This is a genomic window from Streptomyces javensis (assembly GCF_039525925.1).
Taxonomy (GTDB): Bacteria; Actinomycetota; Actinomycetes; order Streptomycetales; family Streptomycetaceae; genus Streptomyces; species Streptomyces asiaticus.
Map to the genome: position 1 here is coordinate 14,985 of NZ_BAAAIF010000075.1, position 15,320 is coordinate 30,304.

A 15,320-nucleotide genomic window follows, 5' to 3' on the forward strand; every position below is an offset into this window, starting at 1 on the left:
CGGAGTGATGATCCACGGGGTGCCGGACACCTAGCGGTCATGAGGAACAACACCGTTGTCGCGGCGGCGCCGGCCGCCCCGCCGTCGCGCCGCCCCGGGCCGGGGGCCACGGCCGTGAAATGGCTGACCACCACCGATCACAAGACGATCGGCACGCTCTACCTGATCACCTCGTTCGCCTTCTTCTGCATCGGCGGGGTGATGGCGCTGCTGATGCGCGCCGAGCTGGCCCGTCCGGGTACGCAGATCATGTCGAACGAGCAGTTCAACCAGGCGTTCACCATGCATGGCACGATCATGCTGCTGATGTTCGCCACCCCGCTGTTCGCGGGGTTCGCCAACTGGATCATGCCGCTCCAGATCGGTGCGCCCGATGTGGCGTTCCCGCGGCTGAACATGCTGGCGTACTGGCTGTACCTCTTCGGCTCGCTGATCGCGGTGGGCGGGTTCCTGACCCCGCAGGGCGCGGCCGACTTCGGCTGGTTCGCCTACTCCCCGCTGTCGGACGCGGTCCGCTCACCGGGTGTCGGCGCCGATATGTGGATCATGGGTCTGGCCCTCTCCGGCTTCGGCACCATCCTCGGCTCGGTCAACTTCATCACCACGATCATCTGCATGCGCGCTCCGGGCATGACGATGTTCCGCATGCCCATCTTCACCTGGAATGTGCTGCTGACCGGTGTGCTGGTGCTGCTGGCCTTTCCGGTGCTCGCGGCGGCGCTGTTCGCCCTGGAGGCGGACCGCCAATTCGGGGCGCACATCTTCGACGCGGCCAATGGCGGGGCGCTGCTCTGGCAGCACCTCTTCTGGTTCTTCGGCCATCCGGAGGTGTACATCATCGCGCTGCCGTTCTTCGGCATCATCTCCGAGGTCATTCCGGTGTTCTCCCGGAAGCCGATGTTCGGCTATATCTCGCTCATCGCGGCGACGATCTCCATCGCGGGCCTTTCGGTCACCGTCTGGGCGCACCACATGTATGTCACCGGCGGTGTGCTGCTGCCGTTCTTCTCCTTCATGACATTCCTGATCGCCGTGCCCACCGGCATCAAGTTCTTCAACTGGATCGGCACGATGTGGAAGGGGTCGCTGAGCTTCGAGACCCCGATGCTCTGGGCGGTCGGCTTCCTCATCACCTTTGTCTTCGGCGGTCTGACCGGCGTGATCCTGGCCTCGCCGCCGATGGACTTCCATGTCTCGGACACCTACTTCGTGGTCGCCCACTTCCACTACGTCATCTTCGGCACCGTGGTCTTCGCCATGTTCGCCGGATTCCACTTCTGGTGGCCCAAGTTCACCGGCAAGATGCTGGACGAACGACTGGGAAAGATCACCTTCTGGACCCTCTTCCTCGGTTTCCACGGCACGTTCCTGGTGCAGCACTGGCTCGGCGCCGAGGGAATGCTCCGCAGAATTCCCGACTATCTGGCAGCCGACGGCTTCACCACCCTGAACACCATCTCGACCATCAGCTCCTTCGTCCTCGGCCTGTCGTTCCTGCCGTTCCTCTACAACGTCTGGAAGACTGCCAAGTACGGCGAGAAGGTCGTCACCGACGACCCCTGGGGCTATGGACGTTCGCTGGAATGGGCGACCTCCTGCCCGCCGCCGCGCCATAACTTCGTCAGCCTGCCGAAGATCCGTTCCGAATCCCCCGCGTTCGATCTGCACCATCCCGATGTCGGCCAGAAGGAGAGTGTGGCGTGAGTATGGCCAGAGCCGCCGAGCCCCCCGGTATCGCCGCCGGAATCAACCAGATCGAAGGCTATCTGCTGCTCCAGGGCGAGCGGGACGCGGCCCGGGAGCGGGCCCGCCGCCTCACCGGCCGGCTCGACTGGCTGACCTCCGCCCAGCGGGCGGAGGTCGAGCGGGTCTACATCCAGGACCAGCTGGCCGTCACCGAGCAGACCCTGCGCACGGTGGTGCGCCGCTGCGAGGAGCTGCGGGCGGAGTACCGGGAGGTCTACCGCACGCTGCGCCGCCGGCTGCTGCTGACCTGCCTGCTCGGGGCCGCGGCCCTCGCCGGCGGCCTCGGCGCCGCCCTCACCGTGCGTTAGGCGCCGTCTGCGTCGGGACCGGAACCGCCCCCGGGCCGAAGTCGAACCAGGCCGGGGGCGCGTCGCCGAGCGCCCGGCCGGTGTAGTCGCTCCAGAGCTCGGCGACCCGCTGGACACGGGCGTTCCTCAAGGGGATCTGCTTCCGCTTCTTGGCGTCCTCGCCGAAGAGGGCGACCGCGGTGACCAGGTCGGGGGTGTAACCGACGTACCAGGCGGCCCTCTTGTCGTCGGAGACCCCGCCCTTGCCCGCCGAGGGCCGTTTGACGGCGCGTACCGCGGTCGCTCCGCCGTCCTCGATGAGACTCCGGGTGATCAGCTGGGCGGCCGCGGGGGTGATCGCCTGGTCGCCCACCGCCTTCGGCGGCCCGGCCGTCTCATCGCCGCGCCGGGCGGACTTCACGATGCTCGGGGTGACCCGCTTGCCCTTGTGGTCGAACGAGGCGTAGACACCGGCCATCCTCAGCGGGCTCGAGCCCATCAGCCCCAGCCCGATGGACTCCTTGGTGGCGAAGCCGCCGCCGTCGGTGTCCATGCCCAGCGCCCCGGCGGTGCGTTTGACGTCCGGCAGCCCGTCGGCGGCGGCCCCGTCCCGGATCTTGGCGCCCAGGGTCGCGGCGGTGGTGACCGGTTCGAAGACGGGGCCCACCTGGTAGTCGCCGCGGGTCGCGTTGGACAGATAGTGCCGGGTGTAGTCCCGGCCGCCGTAGAGCGCGACGATCCGCCCGTTCCTCGGGTCCACCGAGACCGCGCCGCCCTGGGTGGCGGCCGCGTCGGCACGGCCCCGCTCGCCCTTGGCGGAGCCGTCGAGCCCCTGGTGCATCGTCTCCTCGAGCGCCCGCTGCTTGTCCGGGTCGACGTTGAGGGTGATGGTCCAGCCGCCCGCGGCGAGTTCCTGCTCGCTGACGCCGGAGGCGATCAGCTCATTGCGGGCCGCGTCCACGAGATACCCGGCCTGGCCGCCGAGACCGGGGGCGGGCTCGGGGGCCACCGGCACGGGGAAGCGCATCCGCTTCCGCTGCGCGGGATCCAGCCAGCGCATGTCGACCATGTTGTCCAGGACGTAGTTCCAGCGGCGGGTGACCAGGCGCTTCGCCTTGGGGCTCGCGACGGCCCAGTCGTACTGGCTGGGGGCCTGCACCAGCGCCGCGAGGTACGCGCCCTCCTCGACGCTGAGGTCGTCCACGTCCTTGTCGTAGTACGCGCGGGCGGCGGCCTGGACGCCGTAGGCGACACGGCCGAAGTAGCTGGTGTTCAGATACCCCCTGAGGATGTCCTCCTTGGAGTTGCGCTGATCGACCTTGAGGGAGATCACCAGTTCCTTGATCTTGCGGGTGGCGGTCTGCTCCTGGCTCAGGTAGTAGTTCTTGACGTACTGCTGGGTGATGGTCGAGCCGCCCTGAGTGCCCTTGCCCGTCACGGTGTTGACCAGCCCCCGCAGGATGCCCATCGGGTCCACGCCGGAGTCCTTGTAGAAGGACTTGTTCTCGGCCGCCACGAACGCGTGCTGGACACCCGTGGGTACCCGGTCGAGGTTGACCATCTCGCGGTTGATCTCGCCGGTGCGGGCGAGGATCGTGCCGTCGCCGAACTTGTAGACGTTGCTCTGCGCCTTCGCCTGGGCGTTGGCCCTGGGGATGTCGATCGAGTAGTAGAGCACGGTGAACGCCCCGATCAGCAGGGCGCACAGGGCGGCCACATAGGCCAGCAGCTTCCGCCAGGTGAAGAACCTCCGGATGCCGGTCCGCTTCCGCCTCCCGCGACCTCTCGCTCCGCGCCGCCCGCCCGGGGGTCTGGTGTCCCGCGGCGTCTGCTCCGAGTCCGGTGTGAACCGTACGCGTAGTGCCGTCAGGGGACCTGCCATGCCGATCGCTCCTCCGTCGATCCCGGCCGCGAGGTTTCGCGCGGGTCGGCGCCATCCTCCTCAGCGAAGATCTTCGGAACCGCAACGGACGGTCTCGGCGGGGGCTCGGCCGGGTCTCGACTTCCGCTCGACGGTGTATCAGCCGTGTATCGGTCCGGGCTCCGGCGATTCGGGCCGCTCGGGCCGCTCGGGCAGGCGCAGCGTGGCGACCGCGCCGCCGTCCGGTGCGTTGCCGAACTCCAGCGTGGCGCCGATGACCTTGGCCTGGCCGACCGCGATGGTCAGCCCGAGTCCATGGCCCCGGCCGCGCTCCCGGACCCCGGTGCGGAACCGCTGCGGGCCCCTCTCCAGCAGATCGTCGGGGAAGCCGGTGCCGTGGTCGCGGACCGTCACGGTCCGGCCGTCCGCCGCCACCGTCACCTCGACCGGTTCGCGGCCGTGGCGATGGGCGTTGACCACGAGATTGGCGACGATACGGGTCAGCCGGCGGGGATCCGTCCACACCTTCGGGCCGTCCGTGACGTCCTGCTGCCCGGTGTCCTCCGCCGGGGCGTCCCGCTGCCCGGTGTCCTCGCGGTCCCGCTGCCCGCCGACCTCCACCGCTCCGGTCCGCAGCCGTGCCGACAGCCCGGTGCCCGCGATGGCCTCCTCGAGCACCGGCCCCAGGGGGCAGGGGGACAGATCGGCCTCCTCCGCCCCCGCGTCCAGCCGGGAGATCTCCAGCAGCTCCTCGACCAGTGTGCTCAACACCCGCACCCGGTCCCGCACATACCCGGCCGCCTCGCCAGGCGGGAGCAGCTCGGCGGAGGTGACCAGGCCCATCAGCGGAGTGCGCAGCTCATGCGCCACATCGGCGGTGAACCGCTGCTCGTCGAGCAGCCGCTCCTGTAGCGCGGCGGCCATCGAGTCCACGGCCCCGGCGATTTCGGCGATCTCGTCGTGCGGGCGGGTGGCGGGGGAGATCCGGGCGTCCAGGTCCCCGGCCGCGATCCGGCGCGCGGTGGCCGCCGCCAGCCGCAGCCGCCGGCTCATCCGCTCGGCGGTCAGCACGCCCAGCGGCAGTACCACGGCGGTGGTCATCAGCCCGGCCAGGATGATGTTGGTGTCCAGCGCGCCGATGTCGCGCATCGCGGTGCTCATGTCGACGCGTACGGACAGGACTTGGTCATCGGCGGGCCGGGCCGCCCACATCGCGGGTCCGCCCGGGCCGGTGGTGAACTCGGTGCCCTGATGGCCCTCTTCCACCAGGCGCCGCAGGTCCCCGGGGAGCCCGGGCGCGTCCAGCACCGCGCCGGAGCCCTGGACGCCGCCGGTGCGGGCGTAGATGACCGCGGCGCGGTCGAGTGTGGTCCGCGCCCCGTCGCGCGCCTGGGACAGTTCGCGGTCGCGCGAGGCGTGGTGCACCAGGACGCCCACCGCGGCCGCGGCGGCGCAGGTCGCCGCCGCCACCAGGGCGACGATCCGCCATCTCAGCGTCATCGTCAGCGCCGCAGCTTGTAGCCGAAGCCGCGGACCGTCTCGATCCGTTCGGCGCCTATCTTGGCCCGCAGCCGCTGCACATGGAGGTCGACCACACGGGTGTCGCCCTGCCACGCGTGGTCCCAGACCCGGCTGAGCAGCGTACGGCGCTCCAGGACCACACCCGGCGAGCCGGCGAACTCCAGCAGCATCCGCAGTTCGGTGGGGGTCAGGGCCAGCGGCTCCCCCGCGCGGCGCACCTCCATACCGCGGGTGTCGATGGTGAGGTCGCCGAAGGTGAGGGTGTCGGGATCGGCCGTGCCGTCCGATCCCGTGGGCCCGGCGCGCGGGGCGCGGGCCACGGGGGTGAATGAGGCGCGGCGCAGCAGCGAGCGGATTCGGGCCACCAGGACCGCGCTCTCGCACGGCTTGACCACATAGTCGTCGGCGCCCGCCTCGAGACCGGAGATCACGTCCAGGGAGTCACCGCGCGCGGACATCATCAGGATCGGCGCCAGGCTGAACTCGCGGACCCTGCGGCACAGTCCGATGCCGTCCAGTTCGGGCAGCATCACATCCAGCAGCAGCAGATCGGGCTGTCTCTCCCGGAAGATCTCCAGCCCGGTGAGGCCGTCGCCCGCGGTGGACACGGTGAAGCCGTACCGCTCCAGGGCCATCCGCACCGTGTTGCGGATCACCTCGTCGTCCTCGACGAGCAGCAGATGCGCCTCGGTGGGGGAGCCCGGGCCGGGCGGGGTGAAGGCGGTGGTCATCGCGTCGTCCTCGTCTCCGTACGGGTACCCGTGTCCGCCGCCGCGGCGGTGCTGCTCGGCAGGACCTCCGGTGCGACGCCGGGGCCGGCGGTCCGCTCGGCCGCGCCCTCCCTCGGGACCGGGGTCCGGGCGGCCGCGCCGTCCTCCGGGACGGGGGTCCGGGTGGCCGTGCCGTCCTCGGGCGTCACGGCCGCCATGACGGTGCCGTTCCAGCGGAAGCGGGTGGTGACCCGGCCGTCCCCGCCGATCGCGGAGATCAGCAGATCGCGGCCGAAGGTTTCGCCGGTGAGCCCGGGCGGGCCCCAGTAGATCAGCACCGGGCGGACCGTGCGGCCCGAGGCGGTGTAGACCTGGAGCAGCGTCCGCTCGAACGCCGGCAGATCGGCCGCCACCACCAGTTCGTCCCGGCCGTCGCCGGTCAGATCGCGATGGGCGGTGTCCCGCAGCGGGCAGTGGCCGCCGTCAGGGCACAGCGAGACCTCCTTCTGCACCACCGCGGGCACATTGGGGTCGTGGAGCAGCAAGTTCTTCGCGGACAGGGCGGCCAGTCCGCCCGAGGGCACCTTGACCTTGTCCACCGGAAGATAGCGGGCGAAGTCGGGCTTTTCCCGGGGCGTGGCCACGGTCGGGGGGGTGTACCGGGGCCACAGCGGAACCGCGCTGGCCGGTGCCGAGAGCGAGGGCGCCGCGCCGTCGTCCCGCACCCCCGCCTGCGCCGCGCACCCCGCGGCGGTCATCACGGCGGCGCACGCGGCCACCACGGTGGGCAGGAGGCCGCGGGTCGGCCTGGGGCGGGGGCGTCGCGCGGTGCGCGATCCGGTGGGGAGTGAACGCATGGCCGTCTCAGCCTACTGAGCGACGGAGGCGTGCCACGCGGGACCCGTGAGGTATCAGCCGGGTCGCGGGAATGATGAGGTATCGGCCGGGTCGCGGGAATCGCGGCGTATCGGCCGGGCCGCGGAATCGTGGCGTATCGGCCGGGCCGCCGAAGACGACAGGCCCGGGGTGCTGTGCCCCGGGCCTGTTCGGTGTGACGTGGCGTCACATGGTGTGCGTCACTTGATGAACTCCGGGCGAACGCGGGCCGGCCAGGTGCCGACGGTGAGCATGCCCGCCGCGTAGGCACGCGAGACCAAGGCCGCCCGGTTGGGTGCCTTCATCTTCCGCAACATGGATCCCACGTGGTATTCGACGCCCTGTCTGCTGAGATAGAGCTTGGCGGCCATCTGCACGGTCGACGCTCCGGTGGCCACGCCCTCGAGTATCCGGGCCTCCAGCGGCGACAGCAACTTCTGGCTGGTGGGGGTTGATTCCTCCTCTGGTCGTTCGTCATCCGGTTTGACCATCACGACGATGGCCGCGAGTCGGTCGGACCGGCCCTGGATGGCCGTGCCGGTCAGCTTTCCCGAGAACACCTGGCCCCGTGAGTGGTAGCCGAGTACGCGCTCGGTGAAGCGGGTGCGCCGCCCGTCGTGCAGTCGCGAGAAGTGTTCCCGCAGTACGGAGGGGGAGCTGGGGTGCAGCAGGTCGAACAGGCTGCGGCCGCACAACTCGGCGGACGAGGCCCCGAAGTGTCGGAAGAAGTCCTCGTCCCCGGCCACCACATGGAGGTCGGGGGCGAGCGTGGCCATTCCGGTGGCGTGCCGCGAGGCGGGGGACACTGCCTGTCCGGGCACTCGAGGGGCACTCTGAGCGCTGTGGGGGAGGGCCAAGAGGAGTCACCGCTTTCGGTCGGTTCGTGACGGAGTGGTCAGTCCGTCTCGGGTGAACCCCCAGGTGACGGAGGGTCGGCGCATCGCGGCCACGCAATGCGCCGGACCCCAGGGGGAATTCAGTAACGGGTGTTAGGCCCGCTTCCTGGTGTATACCAACGCTACGGTGACTGTGGGGTGCCCGTTTCCAACAGAGTTCTGCCCGTTTCTTGACCGCTTTGCGGACGAAATCGTTCCGGCGGGAAGCCGCTGGTCGAAACGTTACGCCGCGGCCTTGGCGGACCTACGCGTTTGCGAACGGCTCCCGGACCGGGCGCTCCTCGAGCTCGAGCGGCCGGTCGTGCGACTCGTCGTGCGACCGGCCGTGCGACCCTGGCCGCGGCCCGCGTCGCGCTGCTCGGATGGCTCGGCCATGATGCCGCCCTTGCGCAGCACCGCGTAACCGACCCCGATGCCGAGGGCCACCGGCCATTCGATGATCTCCACGGCGCCCAGTGCGCCGAGCCCCACGTACAGCGGGAGTCCGCCCTTGGCGGGCAGCACCCGGCGGGCCATCTCGATCGGCTTCATCGCCACCTTCGCCGCGCCACCGGTCGCACGGGTGGTGGCGTGGCCGACCGTCCCGAAGGTCTCCTTCGTGGCGTGGCCCACGGTGTCGAGGGTGTCCCTGGTGGCATGGCCGACGGTGTCGAACCCCTCCTTCGTGGCGTGGCCCATGGCGTTGAACGTGGGCACCGTGACGGTGAGGCGGCGCCTGCCGTCGCTGCGCGATGTCTCCATGGGGCCCTTGGCGGCCTTCGCCGTCCGCTGCCGCTGTGTGGTCTTCGACGGCCTGGTGGCCCTCGTCGACCTCTTGGCCTGCGATGGCTTCGAGGCGGCCGACGTGGTCTGGGACTTCGTCGCCGACTTGCCGCCGCGCGCCGGTGATGCCGTCTTCTTCGCGGCGGTCGAGGAACTGCGCTTGCGTGAAGTAGCGGGAGTACTCACTGGTCTCACGTCCACACGGTGATGACGAATGGAATCTTCTGCCCTTTTAAGGGTAATAGGGATGAACCGGGCAGGCCGCCCGGAGAGCGGAGGTCCCTTGATGTCACCGCTGCCGTCGCTGTCAGCACTGCGCCTGCCCCTGCCGCCCTCGCTGCTGCTCGCGCCCATCAAAAGCGGTGTTGCCGCTGGCGTACGGGATGCCGCCGGAGCCGTCGGACGGCTGGTCCGGCCCTCCGAGCGCGGGGTCTGGTCCTACCCGGGGCGGTACTACATCGAGGTCCGCGGGGTGCACGGCATCGGCGGCGAGCAGGTGGCCCGCCGGGTGGAGCGGGCGCTCGAGGAGCATCCGCGGGTGCGGTGGGCACGGGTGAACTCGCCCTCCGAGCGGGTCGTGGTGGCCGTGGGCAAGCCGCCCCCGTCCGAGCAGGACCTGATCGCCCGGATCGAGCGAGCGGAGGTCCAGGAGCCCGTCGCGCCCAGCGAGGAGTTCGACGAATGGGCCCCCGAGCCCCACCACCCCTCCGGCGGGGGCAGGGAGGCCCAGTCGCTGGCCGTCGTGGCCGCGGACGTCGTGGGGCTGGGCGTGGCCACCGCCCTGCGGTTGACCCCCTGGCTCAGGCTGCCCACCGAGGTGGCCGCCACCATGGCCATCATCCAGAACCACCCCCGGCTGCGGCGCCTCGCCCTGGCCATCACCCGCGGCGAGCCGACCGAGGCGGCGCTGCCGGTGCTGGCCGCGCTGACCCAGGGCGTGGCCACCCGGGGCGGTGGGCTCGCGCTCGACCTCATCCAGCGGATGGCCCTGTGGCGGGAGGCGGAGGCGGAGGGCCGGGCCTGGGCCGCGATGGAGCCGCAGCTGGTGCACGGCCCCCAGGACGTGGTGGCCGAGCCGATCGTGGTCGAGCGGCCCGGGCCGTCCCCCAAGGACACCGTGGAGCGCTTCGCGGAGCGCTCGATGGCGGTGGGGGCCATGGCTGGCGTCCTCACCGTGCCCTTCGCCGGCCCGCGCCGCGGGTTCGCCGTCGGGTTCTCCTCCGTGCCCAAGGCGCCGGGGGCGGGCCGGGAGGGGTTCGCGACCAGCCTCGGCCGGTTCCTGGCGCTGCGCGGCGTCCTGGCCATGGACCGCAGCTCGCTGCGGCGGCTGGGCCAGGTCGACACCGTGGTGCTGGACGAGGCGGCGCTGCGCGGCGACCGCTACGAGCCCATTGACCTGGAACTCCTCGGCGGCGCCGACCCCGAGCGGACCGCCGAGCGGCTCTTCGACCTCTTCGACTCCGATGAGCCCCTGGAGACCCGCCGCGCAGGCGGATGGGTGCTCGGTCCCCTGGACCGGCTGGAGCTGACGGGCCGCACCGGGCGGCAGACCGCGGCGAGGCTCCGCCGCAGGGGCAGCGAGCGGGTGCTCGGCCTGGCCCGGGGGAGCAAGCTCCAGGCGGTGGTGGGCCTCGCGCCACAGACCGTGCCGGGCGCCGAGGCCGTGGCGGCCGCCGCCCGCCGGGCCGGGTCCCGCATCGTCCTGGCCACCGACCGGCAGCAGCCCACGGGCATCACCTTCGCCGACGCGGTGGTGCCCTCCGGCGGCCGCCTGGTGGCCTCCGTACGCTCCCTCCAGGCCGACGGCGCCGTGGTGCTGCTGCTCTCCGGTAACCGCCGGGCCCTGGGAGCCGCCGACTGCGGCATCGGGGTGCACCGCGACGGCGAACCCCCGGCCTGGGGCGCCCATCTGCTCGTCGGCGCCGACCTGGAGTCGGCCGGGCTCATCGTGGACGCCGTCGGCGTGGCCGCGCGGGTCGACCGGGAGAGCGCCCTGCTGTCCGCCGGCGGCAGCGCCATCGGCGCGGTGGCCGCCCTCCAGGCGCCTCCTGACCAGGCCACCGCGCGCGGCGCGGCGTCGGGCACCACCGCGGGGACCCTGGCCTTCGCCCTGGGCAACTGGCGGGCGCGCCAGCTCCTCGCCCGCCCCATGGACCCGCCGGTGACCACCACCCCCTGGTACCTGATGCCCGTCCCCCGGGTGCTGGAGCGGCTGCGGACCCGGCCCGACGGGCTGACCCCGGAGGAGGCGGCGTCCCGCACCGCGCAGGGGCCGCGCCGGGGCGAGCCCACCGGCACCACCCTGCCCGCCGCGTTCATCGAGGAGCTCGCCAACCCGCTCACCCCGGTACTGGCCGCCGGGGCCGCCCTGGCCGCCGCCGTGGGCTCGCGCACCGACGCCGCGCTGGTGGCCGCCATCACCGGCGTCTCCGCGCTCGTCGGCGGATTCCAGCGGGTCAGGACCGAGCGGGCGCTGTCCGAGCTGTTCGCCCGGTCGGCGATCGGCGCCCGGGTCCGCAGGGGCGGTACGGAACGCCTGGTGACCGCCGGGGACCTGGTCCCCGGCGACATCGTCGTGCTGGGCCCGGAGGACGTGGTGCCCGCCGACTGCCGGGTGCTGGAGGCCGAGGGGCTCGAGGTCGACGAGTCCTCGCTGACCGGCGAGTCCCTCCCCGTGCACAAGTCCCCCGCGCCGGTCGTCGGCGCCCACATCACCCAGCGCCGGTCGATGCTCTACGAGGGCACCACGGTCTCCGCCGGACGGGCGGAGGCCGTCGTCGTGGCCACCGGACCGGCCACCGAGGTCGGCCGCAGCCTGGCCACCGCCCGCCAGGCCGCCCCCGTCACCGGTGTCGAGGCCCGGCTGACCGCGCTCACCCGCTCCAGCGTGCCCATCGCGGTCGGCTCCGCCGCCGCGGTCGCCGGCGCCGGACTGCTGCACGGCCTGCCGCCCACCGAGAACCTCGCCTCCGCCGTCAACCTCGCCGTGGCGTCCGTCCCCGAAGGGCTTCCGTTCCTGGTCAACGCCGCCCAGCTGGCCGCCGCCCGGCGGCTGGCCGACCTCGGCGCCCTGGTCCGCAACCCCCGCACCATCGAGGCCCTCGGCCGCGCCGACGTGCTGTGCTTCGACAAGACCGGAACCCTCACCGAGGGCACCCTCCAGCTCGCCGCCGTCAGCGACGGCGCCGGCCCGCTCCCCGCCGACCGGCTCGACGCGCCCCGTAAGGCGGTGCTCGCCGCCGCTCTGCGCGCGACCCCGCCGGCCCGCCAGGCCGAGCCCATGGCGCACCAGACCGACCGCGCGGTGAGCGTCGGAGCCCGCCGGGCCGGGGTCGGGGTGCGGCGCGGGGCGCCCCGCTGGCGCCGTACCGACTCGCTGCCGTTCGAACCCTCCCGCGCTTATCACGCCACCGCCGGGCGCACCCCGCGCGGCGCCCTGCTCAGCGTCAAGGGTGCGCCCGAGGGGGTTCTGGAGCGGGTCGCCCGGCGGCGCGCACCGGGCACCGGACGGACCACCCCACTGGACGCGGAGGACATCAAGAAGCTGGCCGACGCCGCCGAGGAGCTGGCCGGAGCGGGGCGACGGGTGCTGGCGGTGGCCGAGCGTCCGATGCGGGAGGGCGAGGACCTTACCGACGACACCGTGCGGGACCTGGACTTCCTCGGCTTCATCGCGCTCGCCGACCCGGTCCGCACCAGCGCCGGTCCGGCCACCGAGCGGCTGCGCGAGGCGGGCGTGCAGACCGTGATGCTCACCGGCGACCACCCCGCCACCGCCGACGCCATCGCGGCCACCGTCATGGACGTCCCCGAGCCCAAGGTGAGCACCGGTCCCGAGCTGGACGAGATGGACGACGAACGGCTGGACGAGCTGTTGCCCACGGTGGACGTGATCGCCCGGTGCAGCCCGCACCACAAGGTCCGCATCGTCCAGGCGTATCAGCGCCTCGGCCGGGTGGTGGCCATGACCGGCGACGGCGCCAACGACGCCCCCGCGATCCGGCTCGCGGACGTCGGGATCGCCCTGGGCAGGCGCGGCACCCCCGCCGCGACCGCCGCGGCGGACCTGGTCGTCACCGACGACCGCCTGGAGACCATCGTCTCGGCCCTGATGGAGGGGCGCGCCATGTGGGCCTCGGTCCGGGCCGCCCTCGCCATCCTCATCGGTGGTAACTTCGGCGAGGTCACCTTCAGCGTGGCGACCTCCGCCCTCACCGGCACCACGCCGCTGAGCGCGCGTCAGATCATGCTGGTCAACCTGTTGACCGACCTCGCGCCCGCGCTCGCCATCGCGGTGCGCGAGCCCACCGGGCACACCGGTGAACGGCTGCTCAAGGAGGGCCCCAGCCGCTCGCTGGGCGTGGCGCTCACCAAGGAGATGCTGCTGCGGGGCGTCATCACGGCCGCCGGGGCCGGGCTGGCGTGGACCGGCGCCCGGGCCACCGGCCGGCGCCGCCGGGCCAGTACGGTGGCGCTCGCCGCCCTGGTCGGCACCCAGCTGGCGCAGACCCTGACGACGGGCGGCCTTGACCGGCACGTCCTGATCGCCGGCCTGGGCTCCGCCGCGGTGCTCGCCGCCATCATCCAGACCCCGGGCGTCAGCCAGTTCTTCGACTGCACCCCGCTCGGTCCGTTCGCCTGGGCCATCACCCTGGGCTCCATCACCGTGGCCACCCTCTTCGGCCCCGTCCTCGCGCCGATGCTGCGCCTCGACAGGACGCCGCCCGAGGAGGCGGCGGCGGGGGAGCGCACGGCCGCCGCGGACGGGCCGGAGGCCGCCGCACCGCGGTGAGCGACCGAACCTCTTGCGCCGCCCGGCCCGAGCGATAGTGTTGAATGTCCCGGTTTGAGATGACGGGGGCGGGTCGGTGCGGAGGAGGGCGTGATGCGGAGCCGAGAGCGGTATGAGCTGGTCTTCCTGGATACGACCGTCCCGGACCCGGGAGCCGAGGACGTCGTGGTGGTGCACCGTACGGAGAGCAGCGGTCCGGGCGGCCACCCCGTGTACGTGGACGACACCGGCATCGTGCGGGCGGAGATCAGCGACCGCGCGGAGGTACGGATGATCGCCAGCGGCGGTCATCAGGTGCACGCCGCCGCGGTCAGTGCCCGCCCGGTGTCCTGAGTCACCCGTCCGGCGCCCCGGGCCGTCTGTCGTTTCCGCAGGTCGGCGCCGTTGTCAGTGGGGCCCGCTAGGTTTGGCGCCCATGGGAGTCCGAAGAACGATCGAAACGATCGAGGTGCGGCGATGAGTGATGTGGCGGCGGTGGACGGCGCGGCCGGTGTCGAGCTCCAGCTGGAGCCGTACCGCACGCAGCTGACCGGTTACTGCTATCGGATGCTGGGCTCGGCCTTCGAGGCCGAGGACGCGGTGCAGGAGACGATGGTGCGCGCCTGGCGGGGCCTGGACCGCTTCGAGGGCCGGTCCGCGCTGCGGTCGTGGCTCTACCGCATCGCCACCAATGTGTGCCTGGACATGCTCAGTGGGAGCAAGCGCCGGGCCCGGCCCATGGATCTGACCTCCGCGGCCACCCCGTTCCCGGCCGCGCTCGCCGAGCAGCCGGAGGCCACCTGGATCGGGCCGGTCCCGGACGGCCAGGTGCTGCCGGACGGGGGAGACCCCGCCGAGGTGGCGGCCCAGCGGGACGCGGTGCGGCTCGCGTTCATCGCCGCGCTCCAGCATCTGGCGCCCCGCCAGCGGGCGGTGCTGATCCTGCGCGAGGTGCTGGCGTGGAAGGCGAGCGAGGTCGCCGAGCTGCTGGGCACCACCGTCGCGTCGGTCAACAGCGCGCTTCAGCGCGCCCGGGCCACCCTCGCCGCGAGCCAGGTCAGCGACTCCGACCCGGTCAAGCCGCTGGATGAGGAGCAGCGCGCGCTGCTGGCCCGCTATGTGGACGCCTTCGAGCGCTATGACCTGGACTCCCTCACCGCCCTGCTGCACGAGGACGCCACGCTCTCCATGCCGCCCTACGAGCTGTGGCTGCGCGGCCACGAGGACATCCGCCAGTGGCTGCTGGGCCATGGCATCGGCTGCCGCGGCTCCCGTCTGGTCCCGACCGTGGCCAACGGCATGCCCGCCTTCGGCCAGTACCGCCCGGGCGGCGCCGACGGCCGCCATGAGCCCTGGGCGCTTCAGGTCCTGGAGATATCAGGGGGCCGGATCACCGGGCTCAACTCCTTCCTGGACACCGAGCGCCTCTTCCCGCTGTTCGGCCTCCCCGCCTGGCTCGGGCCCGAGGGCGTGGCCTAACGCCGTGGGGGCCGTCAGGGCCTCGTCCAGTCCCGTCCAGGCGAGCAGCCGCCGCAGTTCGCCGCGGGCGTTGCGGAGCTGGATCCCGCGCCCCAGCCGGCCCGCGGTCAGCCGCAGCCGGGCCAGGGCCTCGACCACGGCCAGGTCCGGCCGTCCCACCCCGCTCACGTCCACGGTGACCGGCCCCGGACCGGCCCGGCGCGCCAGCGCGGTCAACCGTTCGCACAGCCGCGCCACCTCGGCGCGGGTGACCGGCTGGGCCAGCACCAGCACGGCCGGGGACGGCATGGGCGGGTTCTCGGGCTCGGGACCGGTCAACGTCCACCTCCTGTCGCGGCGTTCACCGGTGCAGACCGCCCGGCCCGGGAAAAATCATCGGAGAACACGCGGCCGCGCCGCACGTTCTCCGAT

The 15,320-nt window shown here is 72.5% G+C and carries 13 protein-coding genes; 6 read left to right on the forward strand and 7 right to left on the reverse strand.

What is annotated here, in order from left to right:
• The first annotated feature begins 39 nt into the window (after window positions 1–39).
• On the forward strand, window positions 40–1,704 hold the full coding sequence (ctaD, locus tag ABD329_RS40180) for an aa3-type cytochrome oxidase subunit I (protein ID WP_198279103.1): 1,665 nt from the start codon (window positions 40–42) through the stop codon (window positions 1,702–1,704).
• Between the two features lie 2 nt (window positions 1,705–1,706).
• Window positions 1,707–2,054 (forward strand): hypothetical protein, encoded by a 348-nt coding sequence (locus ABD329_RS40185; RefSeq protein ID WP_214665227.1) that lies wholly within the window; start codon window positions 1,707–1,709, stop codon window positions 2,052–2,054.
• On the opposite strand, the gene ABD329_RS40190 is transcribed toward ABD329_RS40185, so the two are convergent.
• From ABD329_RS40190 to ABD329_RS40215, 6 genes are all read right to left on the reverse strand, one after another.
• A complete protein-coding gene (locus ABD329_RS40190; RefSeq protein ID WP_198279101.1) occupies window positions 2,041–3,915 on the reverse strand; it encodes a transglycosylase domain-containing protein in 1,875 nt (624 codons plus the stop codon). The genes ABD329_RS40185 and ABD329_RS40190 overlap by 14 nt on opposite strands.
• Window positions 3,916–4,053: 138 nt before the next feature.
• The gene (locus ABD329_RS40195) at window positions 4,054–5,394 is read right to left on the reverse strand and encodes a sensor histidine kinase (RefSeq protein WP_198279100.1); all 1,341 of its coding nucleotides are present in this window, start codon (window positions 5,392–5,394) and stop codon (window positions 4,054–4,056) included.
• Window positions 5,395–5,396: 2 nt separating this feature from the next.
• Entirely contained in the window at window positions 5,397–6,146 is a 750-nt protein-coding gene (cseB, locus tag ABD329_RS40200) for a two-component system response regulator CseB (RefSeq protein ID WP_198279099.1), read from the reverse strand.
• Window positions 6,143–6,982 (reverse strand): hypothetical protein, encoded by an 840-nt coding sequence (locus ABD329_RS40205; protein WP_198279098.1) that lies wholly within the window; start codon window positions 6,980–6,982, stop codon window positions 6,143–6,145. The genes cseB and ABD329_RS40205 overlap by 4 nt, the downstream gene beginning before the upstream one ends.
• A gap of 219 nt (window positions 6,983–7,201) precedes the next feature.
• Entirely contained in the window at window positions 7,202–7,822 is a 621-nt protein-coding gene (locus tag ABD329_RS40210; protein ID WP_344317699.1) for a LuxR C-terminal-related transcriptional regulator, read from the reverse strand.
• Between the two features lie 297 nt (window positions 7,823–8,119).
• On the reverse strand, window positions 8,120–8,575 hold the full coding sequence (locus tag ABD329_RS40215) for a hypothetical protein (protein WP_198279096.1): 456 nt from the start codon (window positions 8,573–8,575) through the stop codon (window positions 8,120–8,122).
• Between ABD329_RS40215 and ABD329_RS40220 the strand changes: the two genes are divergently transcribed.
• The 4 genes from ABD329_RS40220 to ABD329_RS40235 all read left to right on the forward strand — a co-directional run bounded on the left by ABD329_RS40220 (window position 8,574) and on the right by ABD329_RS40235 (window position 14,909).
• Complete coding sequence (locus tag ABD329_RS40220; RefSeq protein WP_198279095.1) at window positions 8,574–8,867, forward strand: hypothetical protein; 294 nt, start codon at window positions 8,574–8,576, stop codon at window positions 8,865–8,867. The genes ABD329_RS40215 and ABD329_RS40220 overlap by 2 nt on opposite strands.
• Window positions 8,868–8,945: 78 nt before the next feature.
• Entirely contained in the window at window positions 8,946–13,451 is a 4,506-nt protein-coding gene (locus ABD329_RS40225; protein WP_344317700.1) for an HAD-IC family P-type ATPase, read from the forward strand.
• Window positions 13,452–13,544: 93 nt separating this feature from the next.
• Window positions 13,545–13,784: a DUF6296 family protein gene (locus ABD329_RS40230; RefSeq protein WP_198276919.1), complete on the forward strand. Its 240-nt coding sequence runs from the start codon at window positions 13,545–13,547 to the stop codon at window positions 13,782–13,784.
• 123 nt (window positions 13,785–13,907) lie between these two features.
• On the forward strand, window positions 13,908–14,909 hold the full coding sequence (locus ABD329_RS40235) for a sigma-70 family RNA polymerase sigma factor (protein ID WP_198276920.1): 1,002 nt from the start codon (window positions 13,908–13,910) through the stop codon (window positions 14,907–14,909).
• On the opposite strand, the gene ABD329_RS40240 is transcribed toward ABD329_RS40235, so the two are convergent.
• A complete protein-coding gene (locus ABD329_RS40240; protein ID WP_246618414.1) occupies window positions 14,808–15,227 on the reverse strand; it encodes an STAS domain-containing protein in 420 nt (139 codons plus the stop codon). The genes ABD329_RS40235 and ABD329_RS40240 overlap by 102 nt on opposite strands.
• Window positions 15,228–15,320 lie beyond the last annotated feature (93 nt).